This window comes from Roseovarius maritimus (genome assembly GCF_043355895.2).
GTDB lineage: Bacteria > Pseudomonadota > Alphaproteobacteria > Rhodobacterales > Rhodobacteraceae > Roseovarius > Roseovarius maritimus.
In genome coordinates this window covers 23,364-38,374 of record NZ_JBHFPF020000007.1, presented here as the reverse complement: position 1 = coordinate 38,374, position 15,011 = coordinate 23,364, and the positions used below count along the sequence as shown (strand labels likewise).

Here is a 15,011-nt window from a genome sequence, read left to right as displayed (position 1 = left end):
GGCTAATTGTGCAACTGTATAATTACGTATGCCCGTCACTCTATCCCTGAAGGCCCGACCATGTCGCCCGAGCGCAAGCCATTCCGCCGTATCGGCCCCGATCAGCGCCGCGAGGCGATGATCGACGCGATGCTGGCGATCATCGCCGAGGATGGCATCACTGCTGCGACCACCCGCGCGGTTGCGGCACGGGCAGGCGTGACACCGGGCTTGATCCGGCATTACTTTGACAGCAAGGATGCTCTGCTGAGTGCTGCCTACGAGCGGCATATGGATGATCTGACCCGCGCCACCAGCGATGCGGGGCGCGGAGGCAGCGCCGCCGCGCGGCTAGCGGCCTTTATCGAGGCAGGGCTGTGCGCGCCGGTAGTCAGCGCCGAGACGGTCTCGCTTTGGGCCGGATTCCTGACCCATGTGCAGCGTAGCGCCGAAATGCACGGCGTTCACGCGCGCACCTATGGCGCGTTCCGCGACCATCTGCAGGGGCTGGTTGCCGAAGCCCTGATCGAAGCAGGTCGCCCGGCACCCGAACCCGCGCTGCGCCGTCATGCCATCGCCTGCAACGCGGTGATCGACGGGCTGTGGCTGGAGGGCGGTATGCTGCCCGATGCCTTTGAGCAAGGGGAACTCGCATCAATCGGGCTCGACACGATCGGCGCGATGCTGGATCTACCGCTGAATGAGGCGGCCACGACAACACTGACCGAAGAGGTGACAATATGAAATTTGCAGACATTACAGAGCGCCTGGCGGGTCTCGGCGGTGCGAAGTGGACAGTGCATGCACGGGCTCGCGCACTGGCCCGTGAGGGCCGCGACATCGTCGAGCTGACCATCGGCGAGCCGGATGTGCCGCCCGTGGATGCATTGATGGAGGATGCCGCCAGCGCAATGCGCGCCGGGCGCATGGGCTATTCCGACGGCATGGGTGAGCCGGGGCTGCGTGCTGCCTTGGCGCGCCGCTATACCCAGTCGACGGGCCGAGACATTCACCCCGATCAGGTGATGTGTCTGCCCGGCACGCAGACATCGCTCTTTACCACGCTCATGGGCCTCGTGCAGCAGGGCGATGAGGTGCTGGTCGGGGATCCGATGTATGCCACCTATGAGGGTTGCATTCGCGCCACCGGCGCGGCGCTGGTGCCAGTCCCGCTCAGCCCCGAGAACGGGTTTCGCATGCGCGCCGCCGATATCGAGGCGCGCATCACGCCGCGCAGCCGCGCGATTCTGCTCAACACGCCGCACAACCCTACGGGCGCCGTGCTGACGCAGGCCGATATTCGCGAGATCGGTGCGGTCGCGCAGAAGCATGATCTCTGGATCATCTCGGACGAGGTGTATGAAGAGTTGATCTTTGACGGGGTGCCCTTTGCTTCGCCACTTGCCGATGCGGATCTGGCCGAGCGGGTCGTGATCGTGTCCTCCATCTCGAAAAGCCACGCGGCGCCCGGATTTCGCAGCGGCTGGGCCATTGGCAGCACGGAATTCACGTCGCACCTGCTGTCCCTGTCCGAGACCATGCTCTTCGGCAGCCAGCCCTTCCTTGCCGATGCGACCGCCGCCGCTGTCTCGGCGCCTTCGACCGTCGCGCCGGGCATGCGACAGCGGTTCGCGGCACGCGCCGGATACCTGGCCACACGGCTGGAAAATGAAAGCGCGCTCAGCGTCAGCCGTCCGCAAGCGGGCATGTTCGCGCTGATCGACGTCTCGTCCACCGGAATGGATGCCCAGACCTATGCGTTCGACCTGCTCGAGACTGCGGCCGTCGCGGTGATGCCCGGAACATCCTTCGGCACCACCCTGAACACATGGGTGCGCGTGGCCTTGACGGCCTCAGATGCGGCAATCGAGGCGGCTTGCGACCGCATTATCGCCCATGCCGCTGCGCGCGTCCCCGCCGCTGTCTGACCCCAACAATCCGCAAGGAGCCTATGACATGACGAGCCCCGCCACCCATTTCAGTCACGCTATCTCGCGCCGTCCGGGTCGGTCCGTAACGGACGGGCTGCGCGCGACAGATCACGGCGCGCCCGACCGGGTGCGCATGCTGGCCGCGCATGACGCTTATATCGCCACTCTGCGCGCGACTGGCGCCGAGGTGACGGTGCTGGACCCGCTCGAGGACTATCCCGATGCGCTCTTTGTCGAGGACACCGCGCTGTGTCTGCCCGAGGGCGCCATCATGATGCGCCCCGGAGCGCCGAGCCGCATGGGCGAGGTGGACCACATGCGCCCCACGCTTGCTAGCCTCTTCGCCGATCTGCGCGACATCGAAGGGCCCGGCCATATTGAAGGGGGCGACATTCTCTATACCGGACGCGAGGTTCTGGTGGGCAAATCCGCCCGCACGGATGCCGAAGGCGTGGCCGAGCTGCGCAAGATCCTGGATGAATGGGGGCACAGCCTGCGCGAGTTGCAGACGCCTGAAGGCGTGCTGCATTTCAAGACCGATTGCTCGCTACTGGACCCCGAGACGATCCTGTCGACGAAACTGCTCGATTCGGAGGGCTGCTTTGACGGCTATCGCGTGCTGCACCTGCCCGAGGGCGAGGAAGCGGCGGCCAATGCCATCCGCTTCAACGATGTTGTGCTGCTGCCGGACGGATTTCCGATGACGGCTGAGATGCTGACGCGCGAGGGCTATGACATCCGGCCCATAGACAATACGGATTGCGCGCTGCTGGATGGTGGCATGTCCTGCCTGTCGCTGCGCTTCAATCCGACGAAGTAGGCGCTACTTCAGCTCGACCTCGACAAAGGACATGGGCGCGTCACCGCCGTTGATGACGTTATGCTCGATGCCCTCGCTGCGGCGATAGACCGTCCCGGCGCTCACATTGTTCTCGGCGGTCTCGCCGCCGGGAAGTTCGAGCCGCATATGGCAATCGGTCAGCGTGGTGATCACGTAATCCATCCCATGCGTATGCCAGCCCGTCTGCTGCCCCGGCTCGAAGTCGAAGCGGGTGACGCGGACGCGGGCGTCGTCGATCAATTGGGTTGCGGTGCAGGTCATGGCCATGGTCGGAGCCTCCGGCGACAGTAATTCGGGAATGATGAGCGCTTATCTCTCCACACTCCCGGAGCCTTGTCCAGATCGCCCGCGCAGGCATAGTGACGCGGGCACGGATTTTTCTGTGTTTATTACCGAGCACAGCGTAAAAATCCGAGCATTTACCTGGCAGGTGCGCAGTTCCAACATCGATCCTCATCATGTGCTCTCCGAAGGGCTTGCCAGTTTCGACAACAGAACCCGGCAGCTTGCGCGCGGGATCCTCGGCGCTGTCGTCATGCAATAGCTTCGAGAGAGCTGACCCGTCCGAGCGTCAGCCCTGGCAGAGCGCATAAATGGATATCACCGCTGCGGATCTTTGGAATCCGCGTGGTCCGATGAGTCGCTGGCGCATGTAGAGAGGGGCGCGGACGTGTTGCCAAGCGAGATTTCACGCGGATCAAGGACTGGCCGGCAGGGGCTGCGGCTGGCTTGCAGCGTCGCCCGGGCTACGCTGCATTGAAAGCTTGAAAGCCTGCCCGGACCAGAGCACAGCACAGAGCGAGTCAAGAAACAAAGGCCACCGCGGGAGGCGCTCTAACCTCTGCAACACTGTGTGCCAAAATCGTCACAGCGCGGGCAACATCCGCGCCACCCCAGCGGGGTTCGTTGACACGAGCGGGTAAAATGCAGCATCTGATCCTCAAGTCGCGTCCATCCTTGGAGGCGGCGGATCATGACACACAATCATTCCTGCTACTCTGAGGAGGGACATACCTTGAAAAAGCATCTGCTTAGCACCAGCGCAATCGCCCTGGGCGTCGCCGCAGCAGCACCTGCTGCAGCCCAAGAATGGGACGTTTCGTTCGGCGGCTTCATGAGCCAGCACGTCGCATATGCCGACCTGAGCGGTTCCGCTCTGACGCCCGGTGGCGACTATGACGGCGTCGACATCCACTCGAACACCGAAATCATCTTCACCCCCTCGATCACGCTGGACAACGGCCTGACCTTCGGTGTGAACGTTCAGCTCGAAGGCGAGCAGAACAACTTCGGTGAAATCGACGAATCGTACATGACGATCAGCTCGGACACTATGGGTCAGATCATCATCGGTTCCGAGAACTCGGCCGGCTACAAGTCCATGGTTGGCGCGCCCGGCGTGACTTCGATGTACATCAACTCGCCGTCGGTTTCGACCTTCATCCCGTTCTCGCTGGCATATCCGGGCGGCTTCCGTCAGGCAGGCCTGTCGAGCTTCACCGAAGTCGCGGGTAACAACGACGTTCAGCGTCTGACCTACTTCACGCCTTCCTTCAACGGCCTGACCCTTGGCGTTTCGTATGCACCCGAAGGTGTTGGCAACGTCGCCAACAGCTACGGCACCGACCGGAACCTCATTCTGTCGGACATCTTCGACATCGGTGTGAACTACAGCCAGACCTTCGGCACGACCAGCGTCACGCTGTCGGCCCGCTATGGCACAGGCGACGCAGCTGGCGCGGCTTCCGATCCCGAGACCTGGGGCGTTGGCATGCAGATCGGCTTTGCTGACTTCACCTTCGGCGGCAGCTACACCGTAAACGACAACGGTCTGGCACTGGGCAACACCGACAGCGAAGGCTGGAGCCTTGGCATGACCTACGACATCGCAGGTCCGTGGGCAGTCGAAGCTCTGACCTACCAGGGTGAGACCGACATCGGCGCAAGCAATGCCGATTACGAAGCCTACCGCATCGGCGCAAGCCGTGACCTGGGCCCGGGCGTTGACTGGGACATCTACGTTGTGCAGCTGAGCGCCGATAACGGTGCCCTCGGCGCAGCCAACCGTGACGTTGATGGTACCATCATCGGCACCGGCATCAACCTGTCCTTCTAAGACCGGTTCGCCAGACAAATCAGCGGGAGGGGTGGCAACGCCCCTCCCGTTCGTCTATTCGGGTGCCGGATATGAAACCTGCATGCAGGCGGGACCGATGAGCAAACGCCCCAAGACACCGACAAAGACCGCGACCAAGCCCGCGCAAAAGGCAAAAGCCCCCGCTGCGGCCAAGCCCAAGGCCAGCATTGTCTGGCTGGCGTCCTACCCGAAATCGGGCAACACGTGGACGCGCATCTTTCTTGCCAACTATCTGATGAACCCTGACAAGCCGGTGTCGATCAATGAGGTCCACCGCTTTGGCATGGGCGACTCCATCGCCAAGACCTATAATATGGTCGCCGCGCCACATACGCCTGACCTGCAGGACTACCAGGTCACTCTGCGCCTGCGCGACAAGGTGCTGCGCGGCATCATCGGCAACGGGGCCGACGTCAATCTGGTCAAGACGCATAATATTCGAAGCAAAGCCTATGGCACCACGCTGATCCCGCCGGAATACACCCGATCCTCCGTCTATATCGTGCGCAATCCGCTGGACATGGTGCTGTCCTATGCACGTCATTACGGGATCGAGCCTGCCGCCGCCGTCGAGGCGATCGGGCGCAGTGACAATGCCAATGCCACCGATGGCGCGGCGGTCTGGCAATTTCTCGGCTCGTGGACCGAGCATGTGGAAAGCTGGACGAACAATTCGCCCTACCCGTCGCTGGTGCTGCGCTATGAGGACATGCTGGACAAGCCCGAGCAGGCGTTCGGCGCCCTGGTGCGCCATCTGGGCGTTCCGCTGGAGGAAGAGCGGCTGAAGAAGGCGATCCGATTCGCCAGCTTTGACGAGGTGTCGAGCCAGGAGAAGGCGACCGGTTTTGCCGAGAACCCGGGCAAAAGCGAGACATTCTTTACCTCCGGCAAGGCAGGTAAGTGGAAAGAGGCGCTGGGCGAGGATCTGATCGAGAAGATCCGCACCGATCATAAAGCCACCATGAAGCGGTTCGGGTATCTCTAGGATGGCGCCGCTCAACCGTATCATCTGGATCGCGTCCTACCCGAAATCAGGCAATACATGGATGCGCAGCCTTCTGGCGCATTACTTCATGCCAGCGGGGCAGGCGCCCGATATCAACAACCTGCGCAACTTCACCACCGCCGATGTGCGGCAGGATTTCTATGACGCCGCCAATGGCGGTCCCTACAAGGGCGCGGATCTGAACGATTGGATGCGCGTGCGCCCGCAGGCGCTGCGCCTGATCGCGCAGTCGCGGCCGAACCATCATTTCGTCAAGACGCATTGTCAGACGATCCGCATCGGCAACCAGGACGTGATTCCGCCCGAGGTGACGGCGGGCGGCATCTACCTGATCCGGAACCCGTTCGACCTGGCCCCCAGTTTCGCGCGGCATCAGTCGGCGGATATCGACACGGCCATCGACCGGATGTGCAACCCCGACACGGTGATGGGCACGCCCAGCGGAATTTTTGACGTGCTGGGCCGTTGGGACGATCACGTCCATTCCTGGACCCACGCGCCCGGCCTCAAACGGCGCGTCATCCGCTATGAGGATCTGCTGACCAAGCCCGCCAAGGAAATGCGCGGGCTGCTGGGGGTGTTTCTGGGCCAGAAGGTGGACGCTGCCAAGCTGGCCAAGGCCGTCAAGGCCACCACCTTTGCCAATATGCAAAAGCAGGAGCGTGAACATGGCTTTACCGAGAAACCCGCCGGGATGGAGAGCTTTTTCGCCAAGGGGCAATCGGGCGTGTGGAAGACGGATCTGACGCCTGCGCAAGTTGGCCGCATCCGCGAGGCCTTTCTTCCGACGCTCGAGTTGCATTATCCTGAGATGCTGGCCGAGACCGAGGCGTTCGCGCAGGGTGCGTGACGGCCCGGCGGCAGCAAGAGCATGAGGACCAAAGCTATGACCAAGGCAGCGAAAACAATTCTGGCGACGATCGGCGCGGCGGGCCTTGCCGCGTGCTCGCCCAACATGCCGGCGGGGCAGGCCACGCTGGGCGCGCAGCCCACGCTGGGGGGCGGCACTTTCACGTCGCCCGGCGGTCTGACCGTGGCGGTGGATGCGCGCAATATCGGTGGCCTGACCGGGATCTGCGGCGTCTGGGCCGAGAGCATCAACCAGTCGGTCATGACCCGCAACACCGCGCCCAAGATCCTCGATAGCGGCGGCGTCACCCTTGGCGGCGAAGCCGTGGCGCAGGGACTTGGCTTCCTGCGTGAAGTCGATCCGGCCGAAAGCTATGCCGGACTGGAGGCCAATTGCATCACGACCGAGCGCCCCTGGCGTGCCGGCGATGAGGCCCGCCCGCTTAAGGTGCATATCCCGCGCCAGATCGTCTATAACGATCTCGACGGCGGCTTTGGCGAGTCCGGCGGTATCCTGATCTGGTTCCGTCCAACCGGTCCGGGCGCACATCCCAGCGATCCCAAGCCGTGGTATCATCTGAAGGGCACCGGCGTTTCCGGCAAGATCGAGGCCAGCGAGTAACGCGCCGCGACCAGTTCTCAAATTGCCGGGAACCGCGTCGACAGGTCCGGCGTTTTTACTACGTAGGATTGTATAGTGAGGCAGTGAGGCATGAGAATGGTTGAGATCTCGGGACTGGGCGGGCTGATCGTCCTTATCTGTGACGTTTGGGCTATTGTGTCGATCTTCGGCTCGCGCGCCTCGGCGGGCCGCAAAGTGCTGTGGATCGTCATCGTCGTGCTCCTGCCGATCCTCGGCTTCATCCTTTGGTTGCTGTTCGGCCCACGGGCCGCGCGGACAGACGCGTGAACCTGCGCAGCGCTGCTGCGTATGGCCGCGCCCACTGGCCCGTCGGGGTCTGGCCCGCGCTCAAGGGCGTCTGGACACTGATCGGTGAGAAGAACCTCAACCTGATCGCATCCGGGATCGGTTTCTACGGAATCCTCGCAACTTTTCCCTTTTTTGCCGCGCTGATCGCGCTCTGGGGCTTTGTCGCGGATCCGGCGCTTGTTGCGGCGCAAGTGTCAGAATTCACGTCGCTTCTGCCGCCCGAGGTGGCCGAACTCTTGACTGCGCGCGTGGCCGAGCTGGTGGCCGCGGACAGCACCACGCTGGGCTGGGCGGGCCTTGTCTCCATCGCCATTGCGCTCTGGTCGGCACGGGCCGGAATCGCCGCGATGATTGTCGGCCTCAACGCGGTCTATGGTGAGCGAAACAGGGGCGGCTTTCGGCACCTGATGGTGGCATTCGGCCTGACCGGATCGCTGATCCTTCTGGCGCTGGCCTGCTTCGCTGCGCTGGTCGTTGTGCCCATAGCCCTTCTATATCTGCCGCTGGGACCTCTTGGCACCTTTGCGGCCGAGGTCTTGCGCTGGTTTGTGGCGATTTCGACGGTGCTCCTGGCGTTGGGATTGCTCTATCGATATGCGCCCAATCGGCGCGGTGTGGCGCGCGCGGGATGGATCACGCCGGGGGCGATCGCGGCAACCATTCTCTGGGCGTTGGCGACATGGGGCTTCACGCTCTACCTGCAGAATTTTGGTAATTACAACAAAATCTACGGCTCGCTCGGGGCAGTGATCGTGATGTTGCTATGGCTTTACATCAGCTCGTTCGTCTGCCTGCTGGGCGCGGCACTGAATGCCGAGCTGGAACTGCAGCAGCGCAAGGACACGACGCGCGGCCCGGCCAAGCCTATGGGACAGCGCGGCGCATTCGTTGCCGACCACCTTACCCGCAAGGGGCGGACGACCGCTGATTAACGCCGGCCGCGTGCCGCCAGGGCCGCGTTCAGACCGATGAGAAATGCTTCGGCCAGCGGGGACATGGCGCCGGGCGCCGGAGGCGTTGCGGGGTCACGTAGTGGCGCTGCTTCGGGTGCGATCGGGTGATATCGGGTGGCCGAGGCGACGCCGAGAAAAATGAGACCAAGTCCCAAGAAGATGCCCGCCAGGATCAATGCGGCGAAGAGAGACGAATAGATCTCTGCCAGCAGAATCCACGCAGCGGAAGTCAAAAAGACTGCGCCTATGGTCACGAGGACAGACCCGATAGCGGTCAAAAGCGCGCGCCGAAGGGCGCGCGCCGAGCGATACTTGATCGCGGAAACAAGACCGATCACGGGGTTCAGCGCCTGCTGGTGGAGAGGATCCCCACAACAAAGCCCAATGCCGCGGCCATACCCAAGGACAATGCAGGCTTCTCATGCACGAAGTCATGCGCCTGCGCATTCAGTGCATTGGCCTGCGCCTGAGCCGAGTGAATCGCGTCGGCTCCGCGGGCGCGCGCCTCGTCATAGCGCTTGGCGGCGGCTTCGGTCATACCGTCCTTCTGCGCCTTGGCCATGGCGCCCAACGTCTCGGTGATACCCGCCAGATCCTTGCGCAGGGTGGCAATCTGAGCCTGCAGATCTTCGCTATCGGGGGATTTTGTCTGTGCCATTCTGGGCCTCCTGAAAAATTCGCATATGCACTGCGTGAACGCGCGGATGCGGCGCCGGTTCCATAGTGTCTCACGTTTGGATGACGCAAGGAACCCACCCATTGACGCGGCGTTGCCTTCTAGAGTGGCACTGGGCCCTCACAAGAATTCATTAAAGGAGGTTATCATGCTGTATTGGGCCGTCGTGTTCTTTATCGTCGCTATCGTTGCCGCCGTATTCGGGTTTGGCGGGATCGCCTCGGCATCTGCCGGGATCGCACAAATTCTATTCTTCATCTTCATTGTCTTGTTCGTCCTGGCCCTGATCGTGCAAGTGGTGCGCAGGTAAACAGGGCATTAGCGATGACATGCATAGAAACACCGTTCCCGTAGAATTCGGGAACGGTGTTCTTCGTCGCATCCAAGGACCAAAAGTCAGGCCGTCTTGAGAGTCTCGGTTGAGGAGAAGAACATCGCCTGTCCTACCGCCGAGCGAACCTGGTCTTCGGTATAGGGCTTGGCAATGACAAAGGCCGGTTCGGGCTTGTCTCCGGTCAGCAATCGTTCGGGGAAGGCGGTGATGAAGATCACCGGGATATCACCGATCTGCTTGAGCAGCGCGTTCACCGCATCGATGCCGGACGAATTATCTGCCAGCTGGATGTCGGCCAGGATGAGGTCGGGCGTCTTTTTCAGCCCCAGCTCTATCGCCGCGTCGCGGGTGCGACCAATGCCGGTAACGTTATGGCCGATCGACGTAACGATGCTGTGCAGGTCCATGGCGATGATGGCCTCGTCCTCGATTACCAGAACATCGCCCGCCATGCTTTCCTCGATCTCGCGGCGCGCGGCGGCGATCAGATCTTCGGCATCGCTGGCGCTGATATCCATGATCTGGCCGATCTCTTCGGGCGAAAATTCCTCAATCGAATTCAGCAAGAGTGCCTGACGCGTATCGGGCGTCAACTGGCGCATGTGATCCTGCGCCGCCGTTTCGAGGTTGCGCGAAAGCGGCTCCGGTGCCGGTCCCTCGTCTGGCGCGCCTGCGCTTTGCCATACAAGGCGGAAGGCACGAAAAAGGGCCACCCTCGGCGAAGGGTCGCCCGCATAGGCATCGCGGTCCATCAAGATCGCTTCCAACGTTGCCGTCGCAAAGGCATCCCCACTGGATTGGCTGCCGGTGAGCGCACGTGCATACCGTCTCAGGTAGGGAAGGTGGTGTGCGATCTGTTGCGAAAAATTCTCGCTCGCGTCAGAAGTACCCATCATTGCTCCGTTGAATAGTTGTATATTTTCTGAAACTCATGGAACGAACACCCATGTCGAGCGTTTGGTTCCAACGCATGTGTATAATTTTAAATTAAAGGTTGAAACCATGGATTGGCAAACGTGATCATGGCGAACAAGAAGGACGGCGGTGAAGGCAGCAGCAAGCCGCAGCCAAAATCACCCAAGCGCAACCAGATCGATGACAACCTCAAGCGCGTCTATAACGAGATGCTCGAAGAAGATGTGCCTGACCGCTTCGAAGAATTGCTGAGGCAGTTGCGCGAGCAGGATAAATCATGACAGCCAAAAAAGCCGAGCACGATACCGCGCATATGGATCCGCGCGAGGAAATTGTGCTCCACCTCAAACCTATGCGTGCCTTCGCGTTGTCGCTCACGCGGGACGTCGCGCGCGCCGATGACCTTGTGCAGGATACCGTGGTCAAGGCGTGGACGAATATCGAGAAGTTCACCGTCGGCACGAACATGCGCGCGTGGCTATTCACGATCTTGCGCAATACGTTCTATTCCGAACGACGCAAGGCCAAGCGCGAGGTGGCCGATGTCGACGGTGCCATGACCGAACGAATGTCCGAGAAGCCCGCCCATGATGGCAAGTTGGCCCTGACAGATTTCCGCAAGGCCTTTGATCAACTGCCAGCCGAGCAGCGCGAGGCGCTTATCTTGGTGGGCGCCCAAGGGTTCGCTTATGAAGAGGCTGCGCGCATGTGCAACTGTGCTGTCGGCACGGTGAAAAGCCGCGCAAATCGCGGTCGTAAACGCCTTGCCGAGATGCTGGACATGCATGAAGATGAAGCGATGGAGCTGACGGACCAAGCCACCGTCGCAGTGATAAGCCGCAACCCAGGAAGCTAAGTTCCGTGGACCAGATCAGACCTGAAAGGGCGGTGAGGCCGGAAGAGGGCTGGAAGTCCCTGAGGCGTCGAAATGCGCTGCTTCCACGTATCGCGTTGATGCTGACTTTGGCGCTTCTGCCTCTTGGCATCATCGCCGTTGCGCAGACTCAAAGCGCGATCACTGCCGCGCGCGAGACGTATCGGGCCAGCCTCAGTGCTCAGACGACCCGTCTCGTCGCAGCCGAGCGTGAGACGATCCAAAGTGCGCGCGGCATCACCCAAGGTCTGGCCGACGCGCTGGCGGTGATGGGCCCGAGTGACGGCATCTGCACCGAGTTGATGAAGTATTCTTCGCAGCGCAATGATGACGTGGTTTTTCTGGGCTATATCGACACGAATCGCCGATCTGAGTGCAATAATTTTGGGACGACCTTTGATTTCTCGCATATCGACTTGCTGAGCCGGGCGATGGAAAACGGCGAGCTGTCGATCAACTACAATCCGTCGGGCGGGGCCAGCGGCCTGCCCGTCGTCGTTCTGCAACAGCCCGTCTACAACGCCCAAGGCATTTTCCGCGGCTTCGTCACCCTCTCGATGTCCACTCAGGCGATGATTGCCAGTCGGGCAGCCGATCCGTCATCCGAAAAGGCGGTCATCGTCACTTTCAATGAGCGCGGCGAAATCCTGACGGCGGATGACGCATCGGGCGGGTACGAACAATATCTTCCCGCCGAGACGTCCCTGACGGATCTGGTCGGGCAGGGCAGTCAGCTATTTACCGAGGCAAGTCAGCAGGGCGCGACGCGCGATTTCGCCGTCGTGCCGATCATCGAGGGCGCAGCCTACGCGCTGGGCAGCTGGGAGGCGACGCGCCCCCTGATGCGCGAGCGTGCCTTTTCACTCTTCACGCTGCTCTTTCCGCTCCTGATGTGGCTGATCAGCCTTGCCGTTGCACTGGTCGCGATACGGCTGCAGGTCATCCGGCCCATTCGCATTCTCGGTCGCCAGATGCGCGATTTCGCCGAAGGCCGCCGTGTCTTTCAAAACGATGCGCTGGACAATGCCCCCAGTGAACTGCGCGAAATTGGCGAAACTTTCGCGACCATGGCACAAAAGGTCATACGGGATGAGGCGGACCTGGAGAATACGGTTCACGAACGCGATGTTCTGATCAAGGAAGTGCATCACCGGGTCAAGAACAACCTTCAGCTCATGGCGTCGATCCTCAACATGCAATCGCGCAATGCGCCCAGCACGGACACGCGCAGTGCTCTGCGCAAGGTACAGGACCGCCTCACCAGCCTCGCTGCCGTACATCGCGGGCTTTACGAGACGCCTCAGGTCAGTCAGGTGCGCGTCGATACGCTGCTGGACGATCTGCTGGGCCAGTTGGCCAAGCTGGGCGATGGCGGCTCGACGCCATTGAACGTGGATCTGCAGCTTGAGCCGATCACGCTGGTGCCGGACCAGGCCGGTCCTCTGGCCCTGCTTGCTTCCGAAGGGTTCACCAACGCACTGAAATACGCCACGGCGGGCGATGATGGGCGCAAGCGCATCCGCGTGCGCCTCTATCCTCATTCGTCCGGCCCCGATATGGTCATGTTCGAGATCGCCAATACGGTGCAGTGCGAGATCCGTGCCGAGAGCGAGGAGGGGCTGGGCCTGAAACTGATACAGGCCTTCTGTGCACAGCTTGATTGCCGCATGAAAAGCAGCACAGAGGAGGCTGGATGGTATGCGATGCAGGTCTGCTTCAAAATGCAGGAATTCGAGCCGGAGCAGCACACGCCGCGTGTCTGATCGGCGTCGGACGTCCCGCGCAGCGCCAGTCCGCCCGTTTGTAAACCGCAGGATGACGGGTTGATTGCGCCGGAGGTTCAGGCGGCGTTCTGGGGTCTGCTGGCCGGAAGCGCGCTGCTCATAGGGGCCACGGCGGGCTATTTCCTGCGACTGCCCGCCAAGGCGGCCTCGTCGATCATGGCATTCGGGATCGGGGTTCTTGTTTCGGCCCTGTCCTTCGATCTGATGGATGAGGCCTTTGTCGTCGGCGGAATCTGGGCGGCAACGCTCGGGTTTGCGGTGGGCGGTGGCCTTTATGCGCTGGCGAATGCGGTGCTTGCCGGCGCGGGCGCGCACAAGCGCAAAAGGTCAGACCGGGGCGGAGCGACAGCGGCTTCCGCCTCGCTGGCCATCGCGATCGGATCGCTGCTGGACGGAATTCCCGAAAGCACGGCTATCGGCATCTCGCTGTTGGACGAGGAGGGGGTGGCCATTATCGCGCTGATCGCCGTATTCATTTCGAATGTGCCCGAGGGGCTGTCGAGTACAGTGGGCATGAAGGCCGCTGGCAAGTCCGCGCGCTATATTTTCAGCATTTGGGCCGGAATTGCCTTGGCCTGTTCGATGTCGGGGTTTCTGGGGTATGTCGTGGTCGGTCAGTTGGGCCCATTTTGGATCGCGGCAGCGACCGCTTGCGCCGCAGGGGCCGTGTTTGTCATGCTGATTGATACGATGATCCCGGAAGCTTTTGACAAGATACACGCGCTGTCGGGCCCTATCGCGGCGGTCGGATTTCTGCTGGCCTTTGCGGGTAGCCATCTGTTCTAGCAAACGTCACGGTTTACGCATGAAAAAAAGGGCAACCCCAGCAGGGCAAGCCTTTTACCAGATGTGTTGATGATCGCGATCGGATTAATCGCAATCATCAACAGTACGTTCGTACGCTTTGAACCCGTTTTGCCGGATGCTGCATGGCGTGTAAATGTCCGCTTTTACCGGGGGGACAAGCATTCCAATATTGGCGATGTTACAGTTGAGATTCTTGCATCACAGAATATCAAAAAAGCTCCTCGGGAAGCAGGTCTTCACTTTTGACCGTATTTCATTGAACTCCTCATATCTGTCTGCCACATCCAATATGCTGTCGGTTAGCGTGATTGCATATCCATCGCCAATTTTGGCAATCTCCACATCTTGGATTTGGTCTGAGAGCGGACTGACGATATCGACGTAGGGCCGACCGAGAAATGTCGACCACCCGAGTTGTGGGACCGTTTTTGATGTTCTGTCGCCGGTGATCCAAATTGGTTCTCGGGCTTCTGACAAGTCCGTTCTCAGATGGGCATCCCTGTGAAGGTGGGCAAACCCATACTGCGCCTCCGTCAATTCAAATAAGAGATTCGTAAAGCCTCGCCAGTCGATTGCTCTATGTGGTTTAGCGTACACGGATAGCTTTGCTGGTATCAAGCGCCCTCGAATATTTTGGCTCTCGTGCTGGATTTCTGCGTGATACATTGTGGTCAACTTGCGGTGCCAACCGATGCCAACGTGAAACTCAGATAAGGAGCCGTTGACCCGCATCTGGCCTAAGCCTGCCCAGTGGGGTCGAACATCTTCGCTGCCAGATAAGTTCGCAACTTTTTCGCCCCAAACACTCAGGGTTTTTGGAGCGAGTCGATGGTCAAAATTGAAAAAAAGATCAAGCAATTGCTTGCCGAAAGCCCAGTCAATAGTGGGTCTCCCGATTTCAATGTGAATTACCAATAGCTCTTTTGCAGTTAAATCCCGCATTCAAATGGGCCATTTCTTGCTTTGCCCCGGGCACGTCGGCTGACCGTTGCAC

The 15,011-nt window shown here is 60.8% G+C and carries 20 protein-coding genes; 15 read left to right on the top strand and 5 right to left on the bottom strand.

Features of this window, described 5'->3' with window-relative positions:
* The first annotated feature begins 60 nt into the window (after nucleotides 1-60).
* Genes ACEWPM_RS13305 through ACEWPM_RS13295 form a run of 3 tightly spaced genes read left to right on the top strand, consistent with a single transcriptional unit; the run spans nucleotide 61 to nucleotide 2,730 of the window.
* The gene (locus tag ACEWPM_RS13305) at nucleotides 61-723 is read left to right on the top strand and encodes a TetR family transcriptional regulator C-terminal domain-containing protein (protein ID WP_393962782.1); all 663 of its coding nucleotides are present in this window, start codon (nucleotides 61-63) and stop codon (nucleotides 721-723) included.
* Nucleotides 720-1,907 (top strand): pyridoxal phosphate-dependent aminotransferase, encoded by a 1,188-nt coding sequence (locus ACEWPM_RS13300; protein ID WP_393962783.1) that lies wholly within the window; start codon nucleotides 720-722, stop codon nucleotides 1,905-1,907. Before ACEWPM_RS13305 ends, ACEWPM_RS13300 begins: the two co-directional genes overlap by 4 nt.
* Before the next feature lie 28 nt (nucleotides 1,908-1,935).
* Nucleotides 1,936-2,730 (top strand): dimethylarginine dimethylaminohydrolase family protein, encoded by a 795-nt coding sequence (locus ACEWPM_RS13295; RefSeq protein ID WP_393962784.1) that lies wholly within the window; start codon nucleotides 1,936-1,938, stop codon nucleotides 2,728-2,730.
* Between the two features lie 3 nt (nucleotides 2,731-2,733).
* Here ACEWPM_RS13295 and ACEWPM_RS13290 read toward each other — a convergent pair whose 3' ends face one another.
* Nucleotides 2,734-3,018, bottom strand: coding sequence for a cupin domain-containing protein (locus tag ACEWPM_RS13290; protein WP_393962785.1), 285 nt, complete (start codon nucleotides 3,016-3,018; stop codon nucleotides 2,734-2,736).
* On the opposite strand from ACEWPM_RS13290, the gene ACEWPM_RS13285 reads away from it, so the two are divergent.
* From ACEWPM_RS13285 to ACEWPM_RS13255, 7 genes are all read left to right on the top strand, one after another.
* Complete coding sequence (locus ACEWPM_RS13285) at nucleotides 3,011-3,295, top strand: hypothetical protein (RefSeq protein ID WP_393962786.1); 285 nt, start codon at nucleotides 3,011-3,013, stop codon at nucleotides 3,293-3,295. The two genes, ACEWPM_RS13290 and ACEWPM_RS13285, sit on opposite strands and share 8 nt — an antisense overlap.
* Before the next feature lie 471 nt (nucleotides 3,296-3,766).
* Nucleotides 3,767-4,867: a porin gene (locus ACEWPM_RS13280; RefSeq protein WP_393962787.1), complete on the top strand. Its 1,101-nt coding sequence runs from the start codon at nucleotides 3,767-3,769 to the stop codon at nucleotides 4,865-4,867.
* A gap of 97 nt (nucleotides 4,868-4,964) precedes the next feature.
* Complete coding sequence (locus ACEWPM_RS13275) at nucleotides 4,965-5,873, top strand: sulfotransferase domain-containing protein (RefSeq protein ID WP_393962788.1); 909 nt, start codon at nucleotides 4,965-4,967, stop codon at nucleotides 5,871-5,873.
* A gap of 1 nt (nucleotide 5,874) precedes the next feature.
* Nucleotides 5,875-6,744, top strand: a complete 870-nt coding sequence (locus tag ACEWPM_RS13270; RefSeq protein WP_393962789.1) for a sulfotransferase domain-containing protein — start codon at nucleotides 5,875-5,877, stop codon at nucleotides 6,742-6,744.
* A gap of 36 nt (nucleotides 6,745-6,780) precedes the next feature.
* On the top strand, nucleotides 6,781-7,365 hold the full coding sequence (locus tag ACEWPM_RS13265; protein WP_393962790.1) for a hypothetical protein: 585 nt from the start codon (nucleotides 6,781-6,783) through the stop codon (nucleotides 7,363-7,365).
* 96 nt (nucleotides 7,366-7,461) lie between these two features.
* The gene (locus ACEWPM_RS13260; protein ID WP_393934190.1) at nucleotides 7,462-7,653 is read left to right on the top strand and encodes a PLD nuclease N-terminal domain-containing protein; all 192 of its coding nucleotides are present in this window, start codon (nucleotides 7,462-7,464) and stop codon (nucleotides 7,651-7,653) included.
* Nucleotides 7,650-8,606, top strand: coding sequence for a YihY/virulence factor BrkB family protein (locus ACEWPM_RS13255; RefSeq protein WP_393962791.1), 957 nt, complete (start codon nucleotides 7,650-7,652; stop codon nucleotides 8,604-8,606). Before ACEWPM_RS13260 ends, ACEWPM_RS13255 begins: the two co-directional genes overlap by 4 nt.
* Here the strand turns inward: ACEWPM_RS13255 and ACEWPM_RS13250 are convergent.
* Complete coding sequence (locus ACEWPM_RS13250; RefSeq protein WP_393962792.1) at nucleotides 8,603-8,965, bottom strand: hypothetical protein; 363 nt, start codon at nucleotides 8,963-8,965, stop codon at nucleotides 8,603-8,605. The genes ACEWPM_RS13255 and ACEWPM_RS13250 overlap by 4 nt on opposite strands.
* Before the next feature lie 5 nt (nucleotides 8,966-8,970).
* Nucleotides 8,971-9,285 carry an ElaB/YgaM/YqjD family protein gene (locus ACEWPM_RS13245; protein WP_393962793.1) on the bottom strand — a complete coding sequence of 105 codons (315 nt, stop codon included), beginning with the start codon at nucleotides 9,283-9,285 and terminating at the stop codon, nucleotides 8,971-8,973.
* A 166-nt stretch (nucleotides 9,286-9,451) separates the two neighbouring features.
* Between ACEWPM_RS13245 and ACEWPM_RS13240 the strand changes: the two genes are divergently transcribed.
* Complete coding sequence (locus ACEWPM_RS13240; RefSeq protein ID WP_393962794.1) at nucleotides 9,452-9,613, top strand: DUF1328 domain-containing protein; 162 nt, start codon at nucleotides 9,452-9,454, stop codon at nucleotides 9,611-9,613.
* A gap of 86 nt (nucleotides 9,614-9,699) precedes the next feature.
* Here ACEWPM_RS13240 and ACEWPM_RS13235 read toward each other — a convergent pair whose 3' ends face one another.
* The gene (locus ACEWPM_RS13235; protein WP_393962826.1) at nucleotides 9,700-10,530 is read right to left on the bottom strand and encodes a response regulator; all 831 of its coding nucleotides are present in this window, start codon (nucleotides 10,528-10,530) and stop codon (nucleotides 9,700-9,702) included.
* 129 nt (nucleotides 10,531-10,659) lie between these two features.
* On the opposite strand from ACEWPM_RS13235, the gene ACEWPM_RS13230 reads away from it, so the two are divergent.
* The 4 genes from ACEWPM_RS13230 (at nucleotide 10,660) to ACEWPM_RS13215 (ending at nucleotide 13,996) form a co-directional block, all read left to right on the top strand.
* Nucleotides 10,660-10,833, top strand: a complete 174-nt coding sequence (locus ACEWPM_RS13230; protein WP_393962795.1) for a NepR family anti-sigma factor — start codon at nucleotides 10,660-10,662, stop codon at nucleotides 10,831-10,833.
* The gene (locus ACEWPM_RS13225) at nucleotides 10,830-11,408 is read left to right on the top strand and encodes an RNA polymerase sigma factor (RefSeq protein ID WP_393962796.1); all 579 of its coding nucleotides are present in this window, start codon (nucleotides 10,830-10,832) and stop codon (nucleotides 11,406-11,408) included. The genes ACEWPM_RS13230 and ACEWPM_RS13225 overlap by 4 nt, the downstream gene beginning before the upstream one ends.
* Before the next feature lie 98 nt (nucleotides 11,409-11,506).
* The gene (locus ACEWPM_RS13220) at nucleotides 11,507-13,189 is read left to right on the top strand and encodes a sensor histidine kinase (protein WP_393962797.1); all 1,683 of its coding nucleotides are present in this window, start codon (nucleotides 11,507-11,509) and stop codon (nucleotides 13,187-13,189) included.
* A 60-nt stretch (nucleotides 13,190-13,249) separates the two neighbouring features.
* Nucleotides 13,250-13,996, top strand: coding sequence for a ZIP family metal transporter (locus tag ACEWPM_RS13215; protein WP_393962798.1), 747 nt, complete (start codon nucleotides 13,250-13,252; stop codon nucleotides 13,994-13,996).
* 219 nt (nucleotides 13,997-14,215) lie between these two features.
* On the opposite strand, the gene ACEWPM_RS13210 is transcribed toward ACEWPM_RS13215, so the two are convergent.
* Complete coding sequence (locus ACEWPM_RS13210; RefSeq protein ID WP_393962799.1) at nucleotides 14,216-14,959, bottom strand: hypothetical protein; 744 nt, start codon at nucleotides 14,957-14,959, stop codon at nucleotides 14,216-14,218.
* Between the last annotated feature and the right edge of the window lie 52 nt (nucleotides 14,960-15,011).